18 protein-coding genes and 1 pseudogene are annotated in these 20,880 nt (G+C 26.4%); 15 read left to right on the top strand and 4 right to left on the bottom strand.

All coding sequences use genetic code 11. The features are described 5' to 3' along the window. Window positions 1-40: 40 nt before the first annotated feature. The 13 genes from ACTCCZ_RS10505 (at window position 41) to ACTCCZ_RS10445 (ending at window position 14,676) form a co-directional block, all read left to right on the top strand. On the top strand, window positions 41-532 hold the full coding sequence (locus ACTCCZ_RS10505) for a hypothetical protein (protein ID WP_079579199.1): 492 nt from the start codon (window positions 41-43) through the stop codon (window positions 530-532). A 101-nt stretch (window positions 533-633) separates the two neighbouring features. Next, on the top strand, window positions 634-978 hold the full coding sequence (locus ACTCCZ_RS10500) for a DUF6394 family protein (RefSeq protein WP_079579201.1): 345 nt from the start codon (window positions 634-636) through the stop codon (window positions 976-978). After that, window positions 978-3,443, top strand: coding sequence for a leucine--tRNA ligase (gene leuS, locus ACTCCZ_RS10495; protein WP_079579202.1), 2,466 nt, complete (start codon window positions 978-980; stop codon window positions 3,441-3,443). Before ACTCCZ_RS10500 ends, leuS begins: the two co-directional genes overlap by 1 nt. A 2-nt stretch (window positions 3,444-3,445) precedes the next feature. Further along, complete coding sequence (lptE, locus tag ACTCCZ_RS10490) at window positions 3,446-3,955, top strand: LPS assembly lipoprotein LptE (protein ID WP_079579204.1); 510 nt, start codon at window positions 3,446-3,448, stop codon at window positions 3,953-3,955. A 7-nt stretch (window positions 3,956-3,962) separates the two neighbouring features. After that, window positions 3,963-5,132, top strand: coding sequence for a bifunctional folylpolyglutamate synthase/dihydrofolate synthase (locus ACTCCZ_RS10485; RefSeq protein WP_079579710.1), 1,170 nt, complete (start codon window positions 3,963-3,965; stop codon window positions 5,130-5,132). Beyond that, on the top strand, window positions 5,122-6,024 hold the full coding sequence (locus ACTCCZ_RS10480; protein WP_079579206.1) for a peptidoglycan DD-metalloendopeptidase family protein: 903 nt from the start codon (window positions 5,122-5,124) through the stop codon (window positions 6,022-6,024). Before ACTCCZ_RS10485 ends, ACTCCZ_RS10480 begins: the two co-directional genes overlap by 11 nt. Then, on the top strand, window positions 5,970-6,410 hold the full coding sequence (locus ACTCCZ_RS10475; protein WP_079579208.1) for a bactofilin family protein: 441 nt from the start codon (window positions 5,970-5,972) through the stop codon (window positions 6,408-6,410). Before ACTCCZ_RS10480 ends, ACTCCZ_RS10475 begins: the two co-directional genes overlap by 55 nt. Next, window positions 6,394-8,526, top strand: coding sequence for a DEAD/DEAH box helicase (locus ACTCCZ_RS10470; RefSeq protein ID WP_079579210.1), 2,133 nt, complete (start codon window positions 6,394-6,396; stop codon window positions 8,524-8,526). The genes ACTCCZ_RS10475 and ACTCCZ_RS10470 overlap by 17 nt, the downstream gene beginning before the upstream one ends. Further along, entirely contained in the window at window positions 8,527-10,152 is a 1,626-nt protein-coding gene (locus tag ACTCCZ_RS10465; RefSeq protein ID WP_079579212.1) for a cation:proton antiporter, read from the top strand. Window positions 10,153-10,305: 153 nt separating this feature from the next. Next, window positions 10,306-11,502, top strand: coding sequence for a TolC family protein (locus ACTCCZ_RS10460; RefSeq protein ID WP_079579214.1), 1,197 nt, complete (start codon window positions 10,306-10,308; stop codon window positions 11,500-11,502). After that, window positions 11,502-12,761: an efflux RND transporter periplasmic adaptor subunit gene (locus ACTCCZ_RS10455; protein WP_079579216.1), complete on the top strand. Its 1,260-nt coding sequence runs from the start codon at window positions 11,502-11,504 to the stop codon at window positions 12,759-12,761. The genes ACTCCZ_RS10460 and ACTCCZ_RS10455 overlap by 1 nt, the downstream gene beginning before the upstream one ends. Then, window positions 12,761-13,465: an ABC transporter ATP-binding protein gene (locus ACTCCZ_RS10450; RefSeq protein WP_079579218.1), complete on the top strand. Its 705-nt coding sequence runs from the start codon at window positions 12,761-12,763 to the stop codon at window positions 13,463-13,465. Before ACTCCZ_RS10455 ends, ACTCCZ_RS10450 begins: the two co-directional genes overlap by 1 nt. Continuing rightward, entirely contained in the window at window positions 13,465-14,676 is a 1,212-nt protein-coding gene (locus ACTCCZ_RS10445) for an ABC transporter permease (protein WP_079579220.1), read from the top strand. The genes ACTCCZ_RS10450 and ACTCCZ_RS10445 overlap by 1 nt, the downstream gene beginning before the upstream one ends. Before the next feature lie 47 nt (window positions 14,677-14,723). Here the strand turns inward: ACTCCZ_RS10445 and ACTCCZ_RS10440 are convergent, their stop codons facing one another. The 4 genes from ACTCCZ_RS10440 to ACTCCZ_RS10425 form a co-directional block, all read right to left on the bottom strand. Next, entirely contained in the window at window positions 14,724-16,760 is a 2,037-nt protein-coding gene (locus tag ACTCCZ_RS10440; RefSeq protein ID WP_079579687.1) for a TonB-dependent receptor domain-containing protein, read from the bottom strand. Between the two features lie 107 nt (window positions 16,761-16,867). Beyond that, window positions 16,868-17,194: a DUF3325 family protein gene (locus ACTCCZ_RS10435; protein ID WP_079579688.1), complete on the bottom strand. Its 327-nt coding sequence runs from the start codon at window positions 17,192-17,194 to the stop codon at window positions 16,868-16,870. Continuing rightward, window positions 17,191-18,741: a PepSY-associated TM helix domain-containing protein gene (locus tag ACTCCZ_RS10430; RefSeq protein ID WP_079579689.1), complete on the bottom strand. Its 1,551-nt coding sequence runs from the start codon at window positions 18,739-18,741 to the stop codon at window positions 17,191-17,193. The genes ACTCCZ_RS10435 and ACTCCZ_RS10430 overlap by 4 nt, the downstream gene beginning before the upstream one ends. Window positions 18,742-18,743: 2 nt before the next feature. Next, complete coding sequence (locus ACTCCZ_RS10425) at window positions 18,744-19,004, bottom strand: hypothetical protein (RefSeq protein WP_079579690.1); 261 nt, start codon at window positions 19,002-19,004, stop codon at window positions 18,744-18,746. Between the two features lie 171 nt (window positions 19,005-19,175). Between ACTCCZ_RS10425 and ACTCCZ_RS10420 the strand changes: the two genes are divergently transcribed. Beyond that, entirely contained in the window at window positions 19,176-19,910 is a 735-nt protein-coding gene (locus ACTCCZ_RS10420; RefSeq protein ID WP_079579691.1) for a response regulator, read from the top strand. Next, window positions 19,888-20,880, top strand: a pseudogene (locus ACTCCZ_RS10415) (hypothetical protein); the annotation flags it as partial. The gene ACTCCZ_RS10420 and the pseudogene ACTCCZ_RS10415, both read left to right, overlap by 23 nt.

Raw genomic sequence — 20,880 nt, 5'->3', positions numbered from 1 at the left:
TTTTTTTAATAAAATAGATACAACAAAAGGAGAATAATAAATGAGCGAAGCAGTTTTACAAAAAAAAGGGTTTTTATATAATTTTGATAAATATACTTCAAAAAATGGTACTGATTGGTATTTAACCTTAACATGGATATTTATTTTAGAGATTATATCTTCAATTATTGAATTTTATTATTTACCTATGGCAAAAGAGTATGTTATTCATATTCAAAAAGGTATTTTAAGAGAGTTATTAATAGCAGGTTTTGTAAGTTTCTTTGTTTGGCATTTTGTTTATAGTGTAATTCAAATGAGAAGACAACAATTTTTATTTTTAGTAATGTATTTTTTACTTGGAATATATTTTTATTTAACAGATGATGTAACTTTTAATTTATTATTTCATAATATAATCAATCCATTTGAACTTGAATTTAACAGATTTGGTTTATATACAATTGTTCAAATTGTTATTAAACTTGTAATGTTATATCTAATTGTAAGATTTTTTCAAAGTATCAAAAATAGAAAAAAAGTAAAGCAATAACTTTTTTCTTACTTCTATTCTAATTAAGTATAAAAGCCTCATTTTATACTTTTTTAGATATCATATTTGCTTCAATTAAAATAGAAAATCAAAGGATTAATATGGATTGGGGCAAGGTTACTTATATATTTTTCTCACTCATGTCACTCACAACAACAGCAGGTTTTATCTATGAACCAAATGCAGTTGCGCTGTTTTTAGCAGCAGGGGTAAACGTAATATCAACTATTTTAAAAATTGGTGTAAAAAATCTTTTAGCAGCAGAACTCTTGGCAAGTTCTTTAGTTGCAGATTTACACTTAATTCCTGCGTTTATGGTATTGACTTTTACGGGTGATGAAAGATTATCAATTGCATTAGCAATAGGTGCAGTTGTAGCAAATCTTTTCTCAATAGCATTAGCACTAATTGAGAGTGCAAAAAGCGAAAGTAAGGATATTTATTAATGGAATATAATCCACAAGATATAGAAAGAAAATGGCAACAATACTGGAGCGAAAACAGTAGTTTTGAGCCAAGTGAAGATACAAAAAAAGAAAAAAAATATATTTTAAGTATGTTCCCATACCCAAGTGGTAGAATTCATATGGGGCATGTTAGAAACTACTGTTTAGGAGATGCTTTTGCTAGGTATTTTAGAAAAGCAGATTATAATGTATTACATCCAATTGGATGGGATAGTTTTGGAATGCCTGCTGAAAATGCTGCAATTAAGCACAAACTTCATCCTAAAAAATGGACTTATGAAAATATTGATTATATGAGAAATGAGTTGAGAGCTTTAGGTTTGTCTTTTTCTGAAAATCAAGAGTTTGCTACATCTGATGAACTTTATACAAAATGGGAACAAGAGTTTATTATCAAAATGTATGAAGCAGGACTTTTATATAGAAAATCAACTACTGTAAATTGGTGTGAGCCTTGTCATACAGTTTTAGCAAATGAGCAAGTAGAAGAGGGATGTTGTTGGAGATGTGATACTCCTGTAGAACAAAAAGAGATGCCAGGGTATTATGTAGCTATTACAAAATATGCACAAGAGTTACTTGATGAGTTAAAAACTTTAGATGGTTCTTGGCCAAGTCAAGTTTTAACAATGCAAGAAAACTGGATTGGAAGAAGTGAAGGTTTAGAGTTTGAGCTAGAACTTTCAAAAGAGTCTCACTACAAATTAGATAAGCAATTTAATTCATTTGAGGTATTTACAACTAGACCTGATACAATCTATGGAGTTTCATATTCAGCTTTAGCAGTAGAACATCCTATTGTAAAATATATTATTGACAATAAATTACTTCCAGAAAATAAAATAAATGCTATTAAAGCAATGCAAAAGGTGAGTGAAAGAGATAGAGCAGCTATGCCTAAAGAAGGTGTTTCTTTAGAGATTGATGTTATACATCCATTAACAGGTGAATCTATTCCTGTATGGGCTGCGAATTTTGTACTTGCTTCATATGGTGGAGGTGCTGTTATGGCAGTTCCTGCACATGATCAAAGAGACTTTGAGTTTGCAAAACAGTATAACTTGCCAATTAAACAAGTGATTGTTGGAACTGATGGTATTATTGATAATCCAAGTGAAGCTTATACTGAATATGGAGAATTGATAAACTCTGAAAGTTTTTCAGGACTTAAAAGTAATAAAGCTAAAAAAGCAATTATTTATTACTTTGAACAAAACTCAATTGGTAAAAAACAAATAAACTACAAGCTAAGAGATTGGGGAGTATCAAGACAAAGATATTGGGGAGCTCCAATTCCTTTTGTACATTGTGATGATTGTGGTTTAGTACCTGAAAAAATAGAAAATTTACCAATTGCATTACCAGAAGATGTTGAAATAACAGGAAAAGGGAATCCTTTAGATACCCATGAATCTTGGAAAAAATGCACTTGTCCTAAGTGTGGAAAAGAAGCAACAAGAGAGACAGATACTTTAGATACATTTGTTCAATCATCTTGGTATTTTTTAAGATATGCTACAAATCATAAAAAATGGCAAAAAGAGGGTATTTCTAAAAAGGATGCTGATTATTGGATGGATGTTGACCAGTATATTGGTGGAATTGAACATGCAATTTTACACTTACTTTATGCAAGATTTTTTACAAAAGTATTAAATGATTTAGGATATATAAATTCAAGAGAGCCATTTAAACAGTTACTTACTCAAGGAATGGTTCTTAAAGATGGTGCAAAAATGTCTAAATCAAAAGGAAATGTAGTTGATCCTGACTCTATTGTAGAAAAGTATGGTGCTGATACGGCAAGACTTTTTATTCTTTTTGCTGCGCCTCCAACAAAAGAGTTAGAGTGGAATGATAGTGCTGTTGATGGAGCCTTTAAGTTTATTAAAAAGTTTGTTCAAAGAAGTTCTCATGTTACAAGTGAAGCAGCAAGTAATTTTGCAAATATTGAACACTCTTCTTTATCAAAACCAGAAAAAGAAGCAAGAAAAAAAGTTTATGAAGCATTAAAAAGAGCAAATGATGTATTTACAAAAACTTATACTTTTAATACATTAATAGCAGGAGCTATGGAAGCTTTAAATGCTTTACAATCTCAAGAAAATGATTTAGTTTGGGCTGAGGGATATTATATTTTGACAAATATTTTAGAACCAATTATTCCTCATACTTGTTGGGAATTATCAGATAAACTATTTGATAAACAAAATTTCCATAGTAAAATAAAAATAAAAGAAGAAGTATTTTCTCTTGATTCAATAGTTTTAGCTGTTACAATAAATGGTAAAAAAAGATGCGAAATTGAAGTAGCTCCTAATACATCAAAAGAAGATATTTTAATTGAAGCAAAAAAAGTTGCTTTAAAGTGGATTGAAAATAAAGAAATAATAAAAGAAATTGTAGTACCAAATAAATTGGTTAATTTAGTAATAAAAGGTTAGTAATGAAAAAGAGTCTATTAGTACTAATTTCATTTTTTGTAATATCTATTTTAGTAGGGTGTGGATATAAGCCTTCAAGTTATTATGCAAAACAGCAAATTAAAGGAAATGTATTTGTTGATTTATTTGTGAATTTAAAAGATCCAAAAAACTCGGTTTTAATCAAAGATGCAATGAATGAACTTTTAGTACATAGGCTAGATGCAAAACTAGTTACAAATAAAGATGAAGCAGATACGATTATTTATTTAAAACTTGGTAGTGTATCTATGAATGAACTAGATTATGATAAACAAGGTTTTACGAAGCTTTATAGAGCAAATGTAAATATAAATGTAAGATATGAAAATAGTGAATACAATAATTCATTTAATGTGTCTGGAACTCATGAGTTTTCTATTGAGGGAACAACAATAACAGATACAAAAAGATTTGAAGCAATTAAAAATGCAGCTTCAAAAGCTTTAGAAGAGGTTATCTCAAAAATTGCAGTTTACTCTTTTAAAAAGTAGATTAAAAATGCAAGAAAATTTGAAAGATATTGATTTAGAAGGGTTTTTAAAGTACAAAACCCTTTATTATGACAAAATAGATTTCTCAATAGTAAAAAACTCTTGGGAGTGTCTAAAAAGCCATATTGATTTACCATATGTAATTCATATTGTTGGAACAAATGGTAAAGGTAGTACAGGAAGATTTTTAGCTCATTATTTATATAAAAAAGATTTTAATGTAGTTCATTATAGCTCACCACATATTACAAATTTCAATGAAAGAGTTTGGTTAAATGGAAATAATGTAAGTGATGAACTACTTGAAAATACCCATAAAAAAATACAAAACATTCTTAATTTACAACTTTTAGAAAAACTTACATATTTTGAATACACAACTTTACTTGCTTTGTTTATTAGTTCAAAATGTGATTATATAATCTTGGAAGCTGGACTTGGAGGAGAGTTTGATGCAACTAATGTTGTAACAAATAATCTTAGTTTAATAACAACAATTGATTTAGATCATCAAGCTTTTTTAGGTAATAGTGTTGAAGAAATAGCAAGAACTAAAATGCGTGCATGTGATAAGCAGATGATTGTTGGTTATCAAATACATGAAAGTGTAAAAAAGAGTGCTTTAAAAGTAAAAGAAGAGATTAATAATGAGTTTAATAAACAAATAAGTATTGCTTTTGTAGAAGATTTTAATAAATATAGTTTTAGTGTTGATTTTCCTAGATATTTAATAAATAATTTACACTTAGTGATTTCATGTTTAGAGTTTTTAAATATAGATATTGATTTAAAGTTATTTGATGATGTAAAATTAAAAGGAAGATGTGAAAAAATAGCATCTAATATCACTATAGATGTTGGACATAATCCTTTAGCTGCAAGAGCTTTAAAAGAGCATTTTAAAGATAAAAAAATTACTTTAATATACAATTCTTATAAAGATAAAGATTACAAAGAGGTCTTAAAAGTCTTAAAACCTATAATTGATGAAGTAATTATTCTTGAAATTGATGATAAAAGAATTGTAGATAAACTGAATTTATTAGAAATTTGTAAAAGTTACAATATAATGGCAAGTTTTAATCTTGAACTAAAAAAAGATAAAGAGTATTTAGTATTTGGTTCTTTTTTAGTAGTAGAAAAATTTTTAGGTTTTTTAGGTGTTGATGAAAAATAGATTAATTATTACAGTATCAGACGTAAGTGGAACAAAATCATATAATATACATCAATTTGTTAGAAAATTTCTTAAAATTTTTATAGTTGTTGCAGTAGTGGTTTTAGGGAGCAGTTTTTGGTTGATTTCATATTTAAACAAAGAAATAACACAAGTAAAACAGACTAAAGAAGAACAAATTTCATCTTTAGAAAAAAAAGAGAAAGAGTTATTAGCTCAAAATAGTTTTTACTCTAATCAAATCAAGGGTAAAGTTGATGATATAGAAGAGTTGAGTTCAAAACTTGATCATCTTGAAGAGATAATAGGAATAAAAAAAGATGATGATGCAGGCCCTATAAAAAGAGCAACTTTAGCAACTATGACTACAGTTGAAAAAGTTTTTATGTTAAAAATAATTCCAAATGGAAGTCCTTTAAAAAAGACAGTGATTACTTCAAGTTATGGTTATAGAACACATCCAATAACTAAAAAAAAGAAGTTTCATAGAGGCATTGATTTTAGAGCTAGAATGAGAACTAAAGTTTATGCAACTGCTGATGGAATTGTAAGTTATGTTCGTTCAAGAGATAGAGGTGGTTTTGGACGAGTTGTTAAAATTATGCATGGATATGGTTTTCAAACTGTTTATGCACATTTAAATAAAACAAAAGTTAAACTAGGACAAGTTATAAGAAAAGGTGAGCTAGTTGGGCTTAGTGGAAATAGTGGAACAAGTTCAGGACCTCATTTACATTATGAAATTAGATATGGAGTAAAGATAATTAGTCCTTATTATTTCACAAAATGGAATATGAAAAACTATGATACGATTTTTAAAAAACAAAGGAGAATTCCATGGGAATCTTTGGTAAAACTAATAAGCGATCACAAGAAAATAGTGCAACAGTAATTGCTTCTGGCACTTGCATTATTGGAGGAATAAGTACAGAAGGTACTGTACATATTGATGGTAAATTTGAAGGTGTTATTTTAGAAGCTGATGTAATTACTATTGGTCAAACAGGTGAAGTAATTGGAGATATAAAAGCAAATAATTTAATTGTTAGTGGATTATTTGATGGAAAAATAGATTGCAATGAAGTTCATGTATTATCTTCAGGAAAAGTAATAGGTGAAATAAAATATAATGAATTAGTAATTGAAGAAGAAGGAAAATTCGAAGGGCAAGGTATTAGAAAAGGCTCAAAACTTACAAGTAGATATGGTGAAATTGAGCAAAAAATTAATAATATTATAGTATCACCAAAACCAATTACACATGATAAAAATTCGTGAAAGATTAGAACAGCTTTATAATCAAAAAAGAAGTATTGAAGAGCAAATAAAATATTTAGAGGCTCAACTTCAAAATGAAAAAAAGCTAAATAAATCTTTTTCAAAAAATGAGAAAATTGAACTTTTCAAATCATTATTTGTAAATAGATTTGATATTTATGCTAAAAAATGGATTAGCAAAGATAATAAAAAACAAAAATATTTTCCTGTAACACAAACTTTTAAGGGTGAGGATTTTATACCTTTAACAAACCAAGAGATTGAGCTTCATCTAAGAGGTTTAAATGATATAGCAACATATGTAATAGATCATTCTAATTCTTGTAAATATGTTGTATTTGAACTTTTAGATGAGGATAAGTTTAAGTTACAAATAACTTTAAACTCTTTAAATATTAGAGCATATTATGAAATTACACCATTTGATAGTTTAAAAGCTTGGATATTTTTTGAAGAAAAAATTAGTGCAAAAATGGCAAATTTATTTGCAAATGAAATCTTAAGAAGAGCAAATATAACTGCAAAGATTTTTCCTAAAGAACAGTTTGCTACAAAGGCAAATTTAGGTTCATATATTACTTTACCTCTTCATTTAAATTATAGAAAAAACAATCAAACAGTTTTTATTGATATTAATACTTCAAAAGTTTATGATGATCAATGGAGTGTCCTAAATAACGTTGCAAAGGTAAAAAAACAACAAGTTATACCTTTATGTCAAGAAGAGAAAATAAAAAGTTTTGATGAAACAACTTTTGAAGAGATAATATTTCCAAGTTTTGAGTTAAAACTTATAATTTATGATTTTTTATATATTCCAACAAAGGACTTATCAAAAGGCTTAATAAATAAACTAAAAAGTTTTGCTAGTTTTGAAAACCCACAAATAAAAGTACTTTTAAGTCTTAGAAAACCACTATATAATACTCCAAGAGTTATAAAAAATTATGAAGAAGATGAAAAGTATTTAAAACTTCCAAGGGGACTTATTTATAAAACATTGGATTTTTTTAAGACAAATAGTATTAAATATCTACTTGATGATAAAAAATATTTTGAAAAAATTCAAACAAAAAAAGTGCTTTTTACACTAAGAGATGAACAGCAAGATGCAATTGATAATATATTAAAAACTGACTTTTCTATTTGTGTTGCACCTCCTGGTTTTGGAAAAACTTTAATTGGTGCAAAGATGATAGAGCTTAGAGCTTGTAGTACTTTAATTATTGTTAATAAAAATATGTTGTTAACACAATGGATTCAAAGGTTTGTGGATTATTTTAAATATGATAAAAAAGATATAGGTTACTTAGGAAAAGGAAAAAATAAATTAACAGGTCAAATTGACGTTGCAACAATGCAAAGTTTGAAAAATGATCCTGATATTATAAATGATTATTCTTTTGTAATAGTAGATGAGTGTCACCATATTCCAGCTGTAACTTTTGAACAAATAATTAAGCAGTTTCATGGAAAATATATATTAGGTCTTAGTGCAACACCTAAACGAAAAGATGGATTAGATCCTATTTTATTTCAACAACTAGGTGATATATCATATGAGCATGTAAAAAAGAAAACAAGTTTAAATAGATTAAAAGTAATTAGAACAGATTTTGAAAGTAATGCAGATAATTATGCAACATTAATAAATGAACTATGTATAGATAAAAACCGTAATTCTTTGATTTTGGAACAAATCAAAACTTTTATTACAAGAAAAATTTTAGTTTTAAGCGATAGAATAGAACATTTAAAAGTACTTGAGGATTTGTTAAGTAGTGAAGGTATTGATTATGTTTGTATTCATGGAAGCATGAATAAAAAAGAACAAGATGAAAATATGAAGCAAGTTAAAACAAAAAATTTGGTACTTGCAACTACTTCATATTTTGGTGAGGGCATAGATTTTCCTCATTTAAATACAATACTTTTTGCAACACCAATTTCATATTATGGAAGACTTATTCAGTATTTAGGAAGAATTGGAAGAGATGGGCAAGAGTGTTTAGCAATTGATTTTTTAGATTCAAAAAATGCTATGTTAAACTCAGCTTATAAAAAAAGGCTTGAGGGCTATAAACAGATGTATTATAAACAAATTATAGGAAAATAGATGTTAGGGATTATCGTTTGGACAATATTCATTGCAGTTATGGTAAATCTTTTATTAAAAAGATTTAATCTTCCAACTATTATAGGGTATATTGCAACAGGTACGATTATTGCTTATTTATTTGATTTACATAATGCTGTTAATAATCATGATTTAAAAGAAATAGCAGAGTTTGGTATAGTTTTTTTAATGTTTACAATTGGTTTAGAATTTTCAATTGACCATTTAAATAAAATGAAAAAAGAGGTACTTGTAACAGGTGGTTTACAAATAGTTGTAACAACTGTTTTTGTTTTTTTAGTATGTATGTATATACTTGGTTTTGATTATAAAACCTCTTTAGTAATAGGGGCTGCCTTATCACTCTCTTCAACTGCAATAGTATTAAAAATTTATAATGAAAGTGGAGATATTAAAAAGCCTTATGGAAGAAGAGTTTTAGGTATTTTAATTATGCAAGATATAGGGGTAATTCCTATTTTGCTTATGATTTCAATTTTTAGTATGGATGATAGTAAATCTATTGCAAATATAATATTTGAAACAACAGTTGCTGCTTTTATTTTAATTTTGCTTCTTTATGTAACTGGAAAATATCTATTAGAACCTTTTTTTGAATATGTTAGTGAATCTAAATCAGAAGAGCTTTTTGTTGCTTCTGTTTTATTAGTAGCAATTGGAGCTTCTCATATGGCTTATTATTTTGGTTTTTCACACTCATTAGGAGCTTTTATTGCTGGTATGATGATTAGTGAAACAAAATTTAAGCATCAAGTAGAAGCTGACTTAGTTCCTTTTAGAAATCTTCTTTTAGGAGTATTTTTTATAACAGTTGGAATGCAAATTAATTTTTCAGTAATAGCTGAACATATTTTTACTATTTTAATTTTGCTTCCTGTTTTATTAGGCTTAAAATATATAATTATTTATTTACTTGTAAGAATTGATGATACAAAAAGAGTTGCATTTAAAACAGCTTTATCTTTAGTTCAAATAGGTGAATTTTCTCTAGCAGTTTTAGAATTAGCAAGAAGTAAATCTTTAATTGACCCAACATATTCACAAATTTTAATTGTAACAATAGTTATTTCAATGCTTTTAACTCCATTGGTATTAAAAAATCTATCTTCAATTGCAGCTAGAATATTACCTGAGGATACGATGCAAATAGTAAATAGTATGCAAATAGCTGATGATACAAAAGGTCATATTGTAGTGATTGGTTATGGACATTTAGGTCAAGAAGTAGTTGAAAAGTTAAAAGCTGAACATAGAAACTATGTAATAGTTGAACATAATATGAAGTATTACAAAATAGGAAAAGATAAAAATGAACCTATAATTTTTGGAAATGCTGCTAGTAAAACAATACTTCAATCAATAAATATAAAAGAATCAGCAGCAATTGTAGTAGCAATTGATAACCCTGAAAAATTAACACTAATATGTGAAGTAATTGATGACTTGACACATAATACAAAAACGATAGTAAAAGTTGGAAGAAAAAGTGAAGCAAAAGAGTTAGAAAGATTACATATTGAGCATGTTATTATAGAAGATGAGGTCTTATCTCAAGCAATTTTAGAAGAAACAAGAAGTTGTAGACTTGATTTTATAAAAAAGTAAAACTAAAGCTTTTATAAGCTTTAGTTTAAGTTATTACTCTTTATATTTATTGATATAAATACTCATTATTAGTGTTATTAATAAATCATTAAACTACTATTTAATAATGGTTTAGAGTGCTTACTTATAATTACTATTCATAAAGGAGATGAATTGAAAAAGATATTACTATTAAGTAGTTTCTTAAGTCTATACTTGCATGCTCAAAACTTAGATGTTTTAAATAAAGAGAAAAAACAGTTAAGAAGTTTAGATAAAAAGATAATAAAGCAAGACCATGAAAAGTCAAAAAATCAATGGATCTCTCCTATTAATATAAGTTCAAATATTAATAGAAGTCATTCATTTAGTGATGAAAATGATAAATTAAACAAAACAGTCTCTTTAGGCTTTACACAAAGTATATATGAGTCTGGAGGAATTGAGTTTACTATTAAGTATGCAAATGAAAAATTAAAATCAGATTTTTTAAATTGGCAAAATGAAAATAATCAGATCTTACAAACAGTTTATGAAACTTTATTGCAAATAAAAAAAATCAATATACAATTAGAGCAAAGTGATTATGAGTTAAAAAATAAAGAGATTGAACTTATCTTAAAAAAGATTCAATATGAAAATGGCAAAAGTGATATTATTGAGTTAAATAATGCAATAATGGCAAAAAATAATCAGTATAAAGAAAATATCAATCTAAAAAACTCATTAAAAAAACAAAAATTAATTTTAGAAAAATATACTAAGTTAAAATATCAACAAATAGAATTGATTGATTTTTCAAATATAAATAAAAGTGATTATATAAAGAAAAATATTCAATTACTTTATGAAGACTCATTGGCTAATTTAGCAAATACTTCATATAAAAAACAAAAAGCAAGTTATTTACCAAAGGTAACTTTATCTACAAATTTATCATATAGTGAAAATGAAGATTTAATCTCTAATAATCGTGATGATAATAACTCTGGTTCTATTGGCTTGAGTTTATCAATGCCTTTATATGATATAAATAAAAAAGCAACTTTAGAAAAGTTAAGATTAGAAGCTTTAAAACAAAAAATCAATCTTATTGATTTAAAAAATCAAATACAAAAAGAGTTTGATGAGACTTTAACAAAAATACAAACTTATAAAAACTACAACAAAATAATAAATGAAAATATAGAGTTGTATGATGATTTAATACAAATAAATCAAGTATCAAGCCAAGCTGGAATGTCTTCAAAATATGATTTAGAAATATTAAAAAATACAAAAAAAATAAATGAGTATGATTTAGCAATAAATAGTATAGATATGCAGCTTGAATATGCAAAATTATACTTTCAAATAAAGGCAAATAACTAATGGATTCAACTTTACAAGAGCAATTAAATGCACATTCAAAAAGTAATAGTTCAAAGAAAAAAAATATTTATTTAATAACTATAGTTATTATTCTTTTGGCTATTTCTTACTATTTTTTTATATTAAAAAATGACAATAAAAATCAAGAAATATCTTATATTACACAAAAAATAAAAAAGGGTGATTTACAAATATCTGTTATGGCTACAGGGAATTTAAATCCAACAAATAGTGTAGATATTGGAATAGAAGTATCTGGAACTATAAAAGAGATTTATGTTGATTTTAATGATAAGGTTAAAGTAGGGCAGATCTTAGCAAAACTTGATACAACTAAATTAAAATCCCATGTTGATAGCTCAAAAGCTTCACTTGCAATTTCAAAAGCAAACCTAAAAGAGAGTGAAGTAAATGTTAAAAATAAAAAGCTAAATTATGAAAGAATGCTTAAGATGTTTGAACAATCAAAGGGAAAATATCCCTCAAAAAATGATTTAGATGATTCAATGTTCTCATATGAGAGTTCAAAAGCTTCATATGAAGCAGCAAAAGCAAAAGTTATGCAAGCTGAATATAACTTAAAAACAGATCAAGAAAACTTAGATAAAGCAGAAGTAAAATCTTCAATTGATGGAATAGTTTTAAATAAAGCTGTTGAAGTAGGACAAACAGTTGCTGCTTCTATGTCAACACCAACACTTTTTACCCTTGCAAAAGATTTGTCAAAAATGGATTTAATTGTAAGTATTGATGAAGCTGATGTTGCAAATATAAAAGAGGGTTTAGATGTAACTTTTACAGTTGATGCATATCCAAAAGAGATTTTTAAAGGAAAAATAAAACAAGTAAGATTTAATCCTGTAGAAGAGAGTGGAGTAGTTACTTATGAAACAGTAGCTTTAGTAAATAATGCAAAACTTTTATTAAGACCAGGAATGACTGCTTCTGCAGAAATTATAACAACTGAGTTAAAAGATAAACTACTTGTTCCAAATAGTGCTTTAAGATTTGAACCAACTGATATTGAGCAAGTTAAAAAGAAAAGTATGAGTTTTACAGGACCTTTTAGAAGAGATAGAAAAAGTAAAAAGTCTAAAGAACTAGCAGGCTTATCTTATAAAACAGTCTATATTTTAGAAAATAATAAGCTAAAAAAACTAAGGGTAAAAGTTTTACAAACAGATGGAAGATTTACAAGTATTGAATCAAATCTTTTAAAAGTTGATGATGAAGTTGTTATTTCTCAAAAGAGCATTTAATGAATGATGATAAAACAATAATAGAGTTTAAAGATATTGTTAAAACATACGGAAAAGCAGAAGCTAAAACATATGCTTTAAACAAAGTTAGTCTTAGTATAAAAAAAGGTGAATTTGTATCAATAATGGGTGCAAGTGGAAGTGGAAAATCAACTTCTATGAACATGATTGGATGTTTAGATTTTCCTACAAGTGGAGAGTATCTTTTTGATGGAATTAATGTAGAAAAATTAAATAGAAACCAAATGGCACTTATTAGAAGAAATTACTTAGGTTTTGTATTTCAAGGTTTTAATCTTCTTGGAAGAACAAGTGCTTTAGAAAATGTAGAGTTACCTTTAATATATAGAAAAGTTTCTACTAAAAAAAGAAAAGAACTTGCTATTGAAGCTTTAAATAAAGTTGGACTAGGAAGTGTTGTTCATCATACTCCAGCTCAGCTTTCAGGTGGACAACAACAGCGTGTGGCAATTGCTAGAGCAATTGTAACAAATCCTTTAGTATTATTAGCAGATGAACCAACTGGAAATCTTGATAGTATAAAAAGTGTTGAAATAATGGATTTATTAAAACATTTAAATGAAGAGTTAGGAATTACGATTATTATGGTAACCCATGAAGAAGAGATGGCAAAATATTCAAATAGAGTTATATACTTTAGAGATGGGCATATAGAAAAAACTCTTAAAAAAGGATATAAATAATGTTAATAAATGCCTTTTTAATAGCTTTAAAAGAGATAAAAAGAAATATTTTACGATCTATTTTAACAATTTTAGGAATAGTAATTGGAGTTACTTCTGTAATTGCTATGGTAATGATTGGAGATGGAACAACTGCAAATGTTCAAGAAAATATATCAAAGCTTGGAACAAATATGTTAACTTTAAGAGTAGGGCAAGAAAGAAGAGGAAAACCAAGAAGTGATAATAGTGCAAGAGCTTTTAAACAAGTAGATATAGATGCTATAAAAAATCAAATTGTCAATATAAAAGCAATTGCAGCTGAAAATAGTAGCTCGGTTAATGCAATATATTCAAATAAAAGCTATACAACAAGTATTATAGGAACAAGTAATGATTATTTTGTTATTAAAGATTGGATATTAAAAAGTGGAAGAGAGTTTGATGAAAATGAACTAAGCTTTGGACAAACTTCTTGTATTTTAGGTACAACTATTGTAAAACAGCTTTTTGATAATCAAGATCCTCTTGGTGCAAAAGTAAGACTTAATAGCTTTGCTTGTACAGTAATAGGCGTTTTAGAATCAAAAGGTGCAGCTGCATTTGGAAGAGATCAAGATGAGATTATTGTAGTACCTTTAAAAATGTTTCAAAGAAAAATACAAGGTAATAAAGATATTAAATCAATTTTAATCTCAATTAATGAAAGTAAAAATATTGAACAAGCTAAAAAAGATATTATTTTATTAATGCAAGAAAGAAGAGCTATAAAAAAATCAGAAGAGAATAACTTTTATATAAGAGATATGCAAGATTTACTTTCAACTATGACTTCTACAACAAAAATGTTAACTTATCTTTTAGGCTCAATTGCAGCTATTTCTTTACTTGTAGGTGGAATAGGTATTATGAATATAATGTTAGTTTCAGTCACAGAAAGAACAAGAGAAATAGGAACAAGACTTGCAATTGGAGCTATGGAAAGCGAAGTTTTATTGCAGTTTTTAGTTGAATCTATAGTGTTATCTACTCTTGGTGGAATTATAGGAATAATTTTAGGTATATCAATTGGATACTTTGCAGTTCATTTTATGGAATTGCCTTTTATAATTAATACTCAAATTATTATAATTGCTTTTATATTTTCTACATTAATTGGTGTGATTTTTGGATATTTCCCAGCTAGAAAAGCTGCAAGATTAAATCCTATTGATGCTTTAAGATATGAATAATGAAGGTTAAAGTAAAGAAGATTACTCTTCTTTACTTTATTGAAATATTAGAATTTTAATTGCATTGAGAAGCTATATCTTCTTCCATCTAAGACATTGTCATAACCATCATCTGTAGTTACTTCTTTATTTGTTAGATTATAAATCCCTGCTTTTAAAATGATATTTTCTGCAACATCATACACTAATCCAGCATCAGCAAATGTATATGATGGTTGTTTATTTAATTCACCACTTCTTGAAATATCTCCTGCTGTTTTACTTCTATAGTTTACTTGAGTCCAAAGGTTAAGTTTTCCTGTTGCTTCCCAATCTAATCCAGCATTAAACATATGTTTAGAAATATCATTTAAAGGTCTTCCTTTATTATCCCCTGATTTTTGCTCAGATTTTGTATATGTATATGAATGTCTATATAATAAATTATCTGTAATATTATAATCTGTTGTTAATTCAATACCCTCAATTTCAGCTTCATCAACATTTTCATAAGCTGTATACCCATATTTATGAGGTTCATAAGATGTTCCTTTGTATGTGCAAGGTTGGTTTGGTGCACATATTTTGCCTGTTCTTTGAATCTTATCTTCAAATTTTGTATGAAAAGCTACTAAACTGGCTTTTAATCCTAAATCATAATCATTGTAAGCTAATCCTGCTTCATAATTTAAGCTCTCTTCTGGTTCTAAATCAGGGTTACCAATCATAACACCACCTCTTGATATTCCTGCAAAATCAGGAGCAGCTTGTCTTAATGAAGGTGCTTTATAACCTGCTGTTACTCCACCTTTTAAAGTAAATTTATCTGTCAAATGGTAAACCGCATATGCTTTTGGACTAAAATTACTTCCAAAAGCTTCATTATCATCATATCTACCACTAAGTGTTAAAGCTAAATCTTGTGTAATTGACCATTCATTCTCAGCAAAGAAAGAGTATTGGTATCTATTCATTTCTACTATGCTATCATCAAGTGAACTTGTTGCTCCATCTTCAAGGGTTTCATCTTTATAATTAAATCCTATAGAAGTTGTATTTTTATCAAAGAAATATGTTCCTTGAGTATTAAAAGTAAGAGTTTCAAACTCAATACCATTTCCTGTTGCTTCATTAACTCTTGAATTGTTTTTTGCTTTTTCATAATTGATATATGAGTTTATAAGAAATTTATCATAGTTTGCTTGATGCATAAGACTATAAGCATAATTTACAGATTTTTGATGAGATACTTCATTCTCTACAAGATTTCCTTTTCTATCAATATAAGTTTTTGAAATACTTTTTCCTGGATTAGAAGTTCTTTCTTGAACTCTATAATCATAAGATGCTGTTATTGTATTATTTTTATCAGGAGTTAATGTAAATTTTGTTCCTATATTTTTTCTTTCAAAATCTGGATCACTACCTGCTTTTAAAGCACCTGAACTTTTAAAGTTACTCTCATCTTGGTTTAGTATTGAACCATTAATTGATACTGATAATAAATCTTTTATCAAAGGTAAACTAATATATGCATTTGTTTGAATAGAGTCATTATTTACTTTATTTGATGAGTCAGCTTTTATATACTCTGTTGAAATATTTGCAGTAACTTTATTTGTATTTCTTTTTGTGATGATATTAATTACACCACCCATTGCATCTGAACCATAAAGTGATGAGGCTGGACCTCTAATAATTTCAATTCTTTCAATACTATCAATTGATGGTAAAAAGTTTATTGGCGCACCGCTTAAACTACCATTTGGATTGAAAGCATTATTTCCTTGCATGGGTTTCCCATCAATTAAAAACAGTGTATACTCTTTTGCCATACCTCTTATACTAATACTTTGGTTTGAACCACCACCATTAACATATAAACCAGGTACATTTTTCAATGCATCTGTAACATCTGTAAAAGATTTCTTTTCTAACTCTTCTTTTGTAATAACTGAAATTGTAGCTGCTGCATCAGCAATATTTTGCTCAATTCCAGAAGCACTTACTACAGTTACATCATTTAATTTTGTATTATTAGCATTTAGTACAGTAATAGAACTTACTAAAGCCAATGAAGTAATAAAATGTTTTTTTATGTTCATTTAATTCCCCTTGTGTATTTTGTGATTTCATAATTGTAGTAAGATATAATGATAGAAAAATGATATTTTGATAATCAATATTAAAATTGATATTAAAAATAAAGGTATTAATTAAGTAAAAACTTTATTAATACCCAAAATAAAAAAGAAACAAATATAGTAATTATTAGTAGTTTTGGTTTATATGTTAAAAATAGAGCTATAATTATTATATAAAGTGCCAAAAATCCAAAGAAATAAGTAATTCCAAGAGATAAGCCAGTAGTTTTAATAAATAAAATGAAACTGATTATTAAAAGAGCATTTCCTAATAATTTTGATGCAATTTGGTAGTTTTTGTTTATATTAGTACTAATTACTACTTTATAGTGTTTATTCATGCTAATACTTAAAAAAATTAAAGCTAGGTATAGTATATATGCACTTATTATCATTTTAAACCTTTTTTTGAATTTCTTATTAAAAAATATGAACCAATTGCAAATACAATAGCAGTTAAAATAAAGAATAAATCAAAATAAAAATACATTATTTCTCTATTTAATAAATCTTTTGTCCAAAATAGTGCATTTAAAATTGGAATAGAAAAATAGATAATTGATGTTATAATCATCTGCTCAATCCATGCTTTTTTGCTTTGTCTTAAAAAGCTATGTACATAACATAGTAACCAAGCTATAAAAAAAGTATTTATTTCTAAAAGGTGGCGATTTTCGATATTTACTTCAATTACTCTATTTGCAATAAAAAATATTCCAATTGCAATAAATAAACCTGTAATTGTTCCAATATTAAGTTTTTCTACAAGCTTAAAACCAATGCTTGTATTTATTTTTTGTTTTTTCTTTCTTTTTTCTATCCATAAAACTAAGCCAGTTCCTGCTAAAACAATACCACTTATTCCACAAATAAAAAATAGAAATCTCATTGTAGAGTTTGCAAATATTGCTCGATGTAAAGTTGCAAAAGTTGTATTTGTATTAATTATATTGCTATTTGTTGTTGGAGGTATATTTTTTGAAATAAGCTTTGCAGTATTTGCATCATATGTTAAGTATTCTCTTTCAAATTTTGAACTAAAAATAGAAGATGTTTCTTTTGGTCTAATTTGTATTTCATATGAGCCATTTTTATTTTTACTAATAGAAAAACCACCAATATTATTAGGCCAAACTTTATTTGCATTTATTAAAACTTTATCTAGATTTTCTAAACTTAAAGACTCATTTTGAGCTTTTTTATCTATATCTTGATGAATAATCTGTGTTTGTTTTAAGTTACTTAAATCACTTCTATATTCTCTAAAATCACCGTCATAAGCTGCTTGCATTCCCCATGGCATTACTAATCTTGCAAATAAAAGTAAACCTGAACAAGTAATCATAATATGAAATGGCAATGCTGCAACAGCTGGAATTATATGTGCATCCATCCAACCTCTTGGATTAGCTTTTGCTCTTAATGTAAATATATCTTTAAATATTCTTGTATGTATAATAATTCCTGTAATAATAGCTACAAACATAGACATTGTTGCTAGTGCAATTGCCCATCTTGAAAAATATCTTGGAAAACCATATAGTTCAAAATGAAATCTATATAAAAAGTTACCTCCAGCTGTTTGTCTTGTGTTTATATTTTCTCCACTTGATGCATCATAGTATTGATATACTCTTTTTGCTCTATGGGAATTATCACTTTTTTCTCGCCACATCGCAGATATTATATTTGAGCGACTATTTGGTAAAATTATTGATATATTAGAGTTGTTTTGTGCTAATTCTATAGCTTTTTGTTTTGCAATATCTAAACTATTTTTAGACTCTTTTGAATAGTGTAATTCAGGCTTCATCCATAAAGTAACTTCATCTTTATAATAAGAAAAAGTTCCTGTTACAAAAACCGCAAATAAAATCCAACCTACAATTAATCCACTCCAAGTGTGAAGCCATCTCATTGATTCTTTAAAACTTTTTTCCATGATTAACTTTCCAACATTAAAAGATTATTTATTATAAAAAGAGTGATGCATATACTTGCTAGTTGAAAGAGTAGTTTTTTAATTTGTACATTACTAAATACATATAAAATTATTAAAAGCCAAATCATAAATGATATCATTGAAGCAAATAAAGTAGCTTCTGCTTTATTTTCAAATGGTAAACCAAGTGTTAGTGTTATCGTTGCTAATGAGGTTAATAAATAACCTCCAAATGAAGCAATTATAAATCTAATTATTTTCATTTTTCTTCCAAAGTATTAAATTTATACTAATTGTAACTTTGAATAATGATTAAAAAATGACATTTTAATAGTAACTATTAAAATCAATTGATAAAATAGTATAAAGTTATTTTAATCTTCTTTGTATACAATACTGAATATGATTATCAAAATTATACAAAAAGGTTTATATTGTCTAGCAATTTAATTATAAATAAAGAGTTTGATGTATTAATAGTCGAAGATGAACCAATCTTAGCAATGGCTATGAAATTAAAATTAAAAAAATTTGGACTTAATGTAAGTAATATTGCAACTTCTCCAAATGATGCGATTTTATATGCACAAAATAATTATCCAGATCTTGCAATTGTTGACATAAATTTAAATTCATCAAAAACAGGGATTGAAGTAGCAAATTATCTTTGGAAGAATTTTAATATTCCTATTATTTTTCTTACTTCATATTATAATGATAAAATTTTAAGTGAAGCAATGGAGGCAGAGCCTTATGCTTATTTGATTAAGCCTTGTAGAAATGAAGAGTTAAAAGTTGCAATTAATACAGCAATGCACAAGCATCAATATTTTTTTAAAAATAAAAAGATATTTAAAAATAAAGAAAATGATTTTGTATATTTAAAAGAAAATATAAAATATAATAAAACAACTTGCGAATTATTTATTGATGATAATATCATCAAACTAACAAAAAATGAAAAAAAACTTTTTTACATATTAACAAAAGAAGCAGGAAAAGTAATAAACTTTGATACTATTTTCAATTTTATATGGAGAGAGGATGTTTATGATTTGTCTAAATTAAGATCACTAATATATAGATTAAAAAACAAATTAGGTTTTAATCCTTTTGAAAACTTATATGAAGAGGGTTATAGAGTAAATGTTATTAAAAAAAATATTTGATATATTAAGTTTAAAGCATCTATCTTTTACTTCAAAAATTATTTTATCTTTTTTTGTTTTTATTATAATATTTTCAATAGTTCGAGCAATACTTATCTTACCAAAAATTCAAGATAAAAATAAAAAAGAAGTCATAGATTATGTATCAAAAACTCTTCAATTAACAAAAGTACAATTTCAAGTTACTGGAAAATCATTGCAAATGCAAACTGATTTAGAAATAAAATTAAACAAAGAGAAAATTAAAAATGAATTAGAAAAAATAGATTCAGACAATATGTTATTAGAAGATAAAAAAATATTAGATTTTTTAGCTAACAATAAAATAATAAATAGGTGTTCTTATGGTTTAACTAATATAAATTCAAGTTATAATAGTATAAAAATATTTAATAAGTGGATTGAAAAAAGTATAAATGAACAAAGTAAATCCTTTAGAAATAAAACTGCATATATATACAATTACAAAATTAAAAAACAAAATAAAATTATATCTCTTACTTGTTCTAAACAAGATTTAAATCCTAATCATTGGAGTTTTGAAAAAAATTTAAAAGAGTATATTAATACTAAATTATTATATGATTCAAGTTTAAGTAGTTCAAAAACAGCTCTTTTTTGGCTAAATCCAAGCTTTGTAAAAAATAAAAAACAAGTTTTATATATCAAAAAAGATAAAGAAAAAAAGAGTAGATATACACTAAGTTTACTCTCAAATGTAAAAAATATTCCAACAGGTAGTTTGACTTTAGAACAAATTTTAAATTCAAAAGAGAATATGCCAATTGAGCATGAAATAAATAATAAAAAAGTTTTAACTTGGATAATTAAACTAAACACTAATAAAAAACAAAATAGATACTTTTTTTTAGCTCACTCTATTGAAAAAGATGATATTGATAAAAAAAATAATGTGGGAGTAACTTTTTTATTGACTGAAACTTTAATTGCAGTTGGAATAAGTTTTTTT

Source organism: Malaciobacter sp. (assembly GCF_055140965.1).
This window is presented reverse-complemented; position numbering and strand designations above follow the sequence as displayed.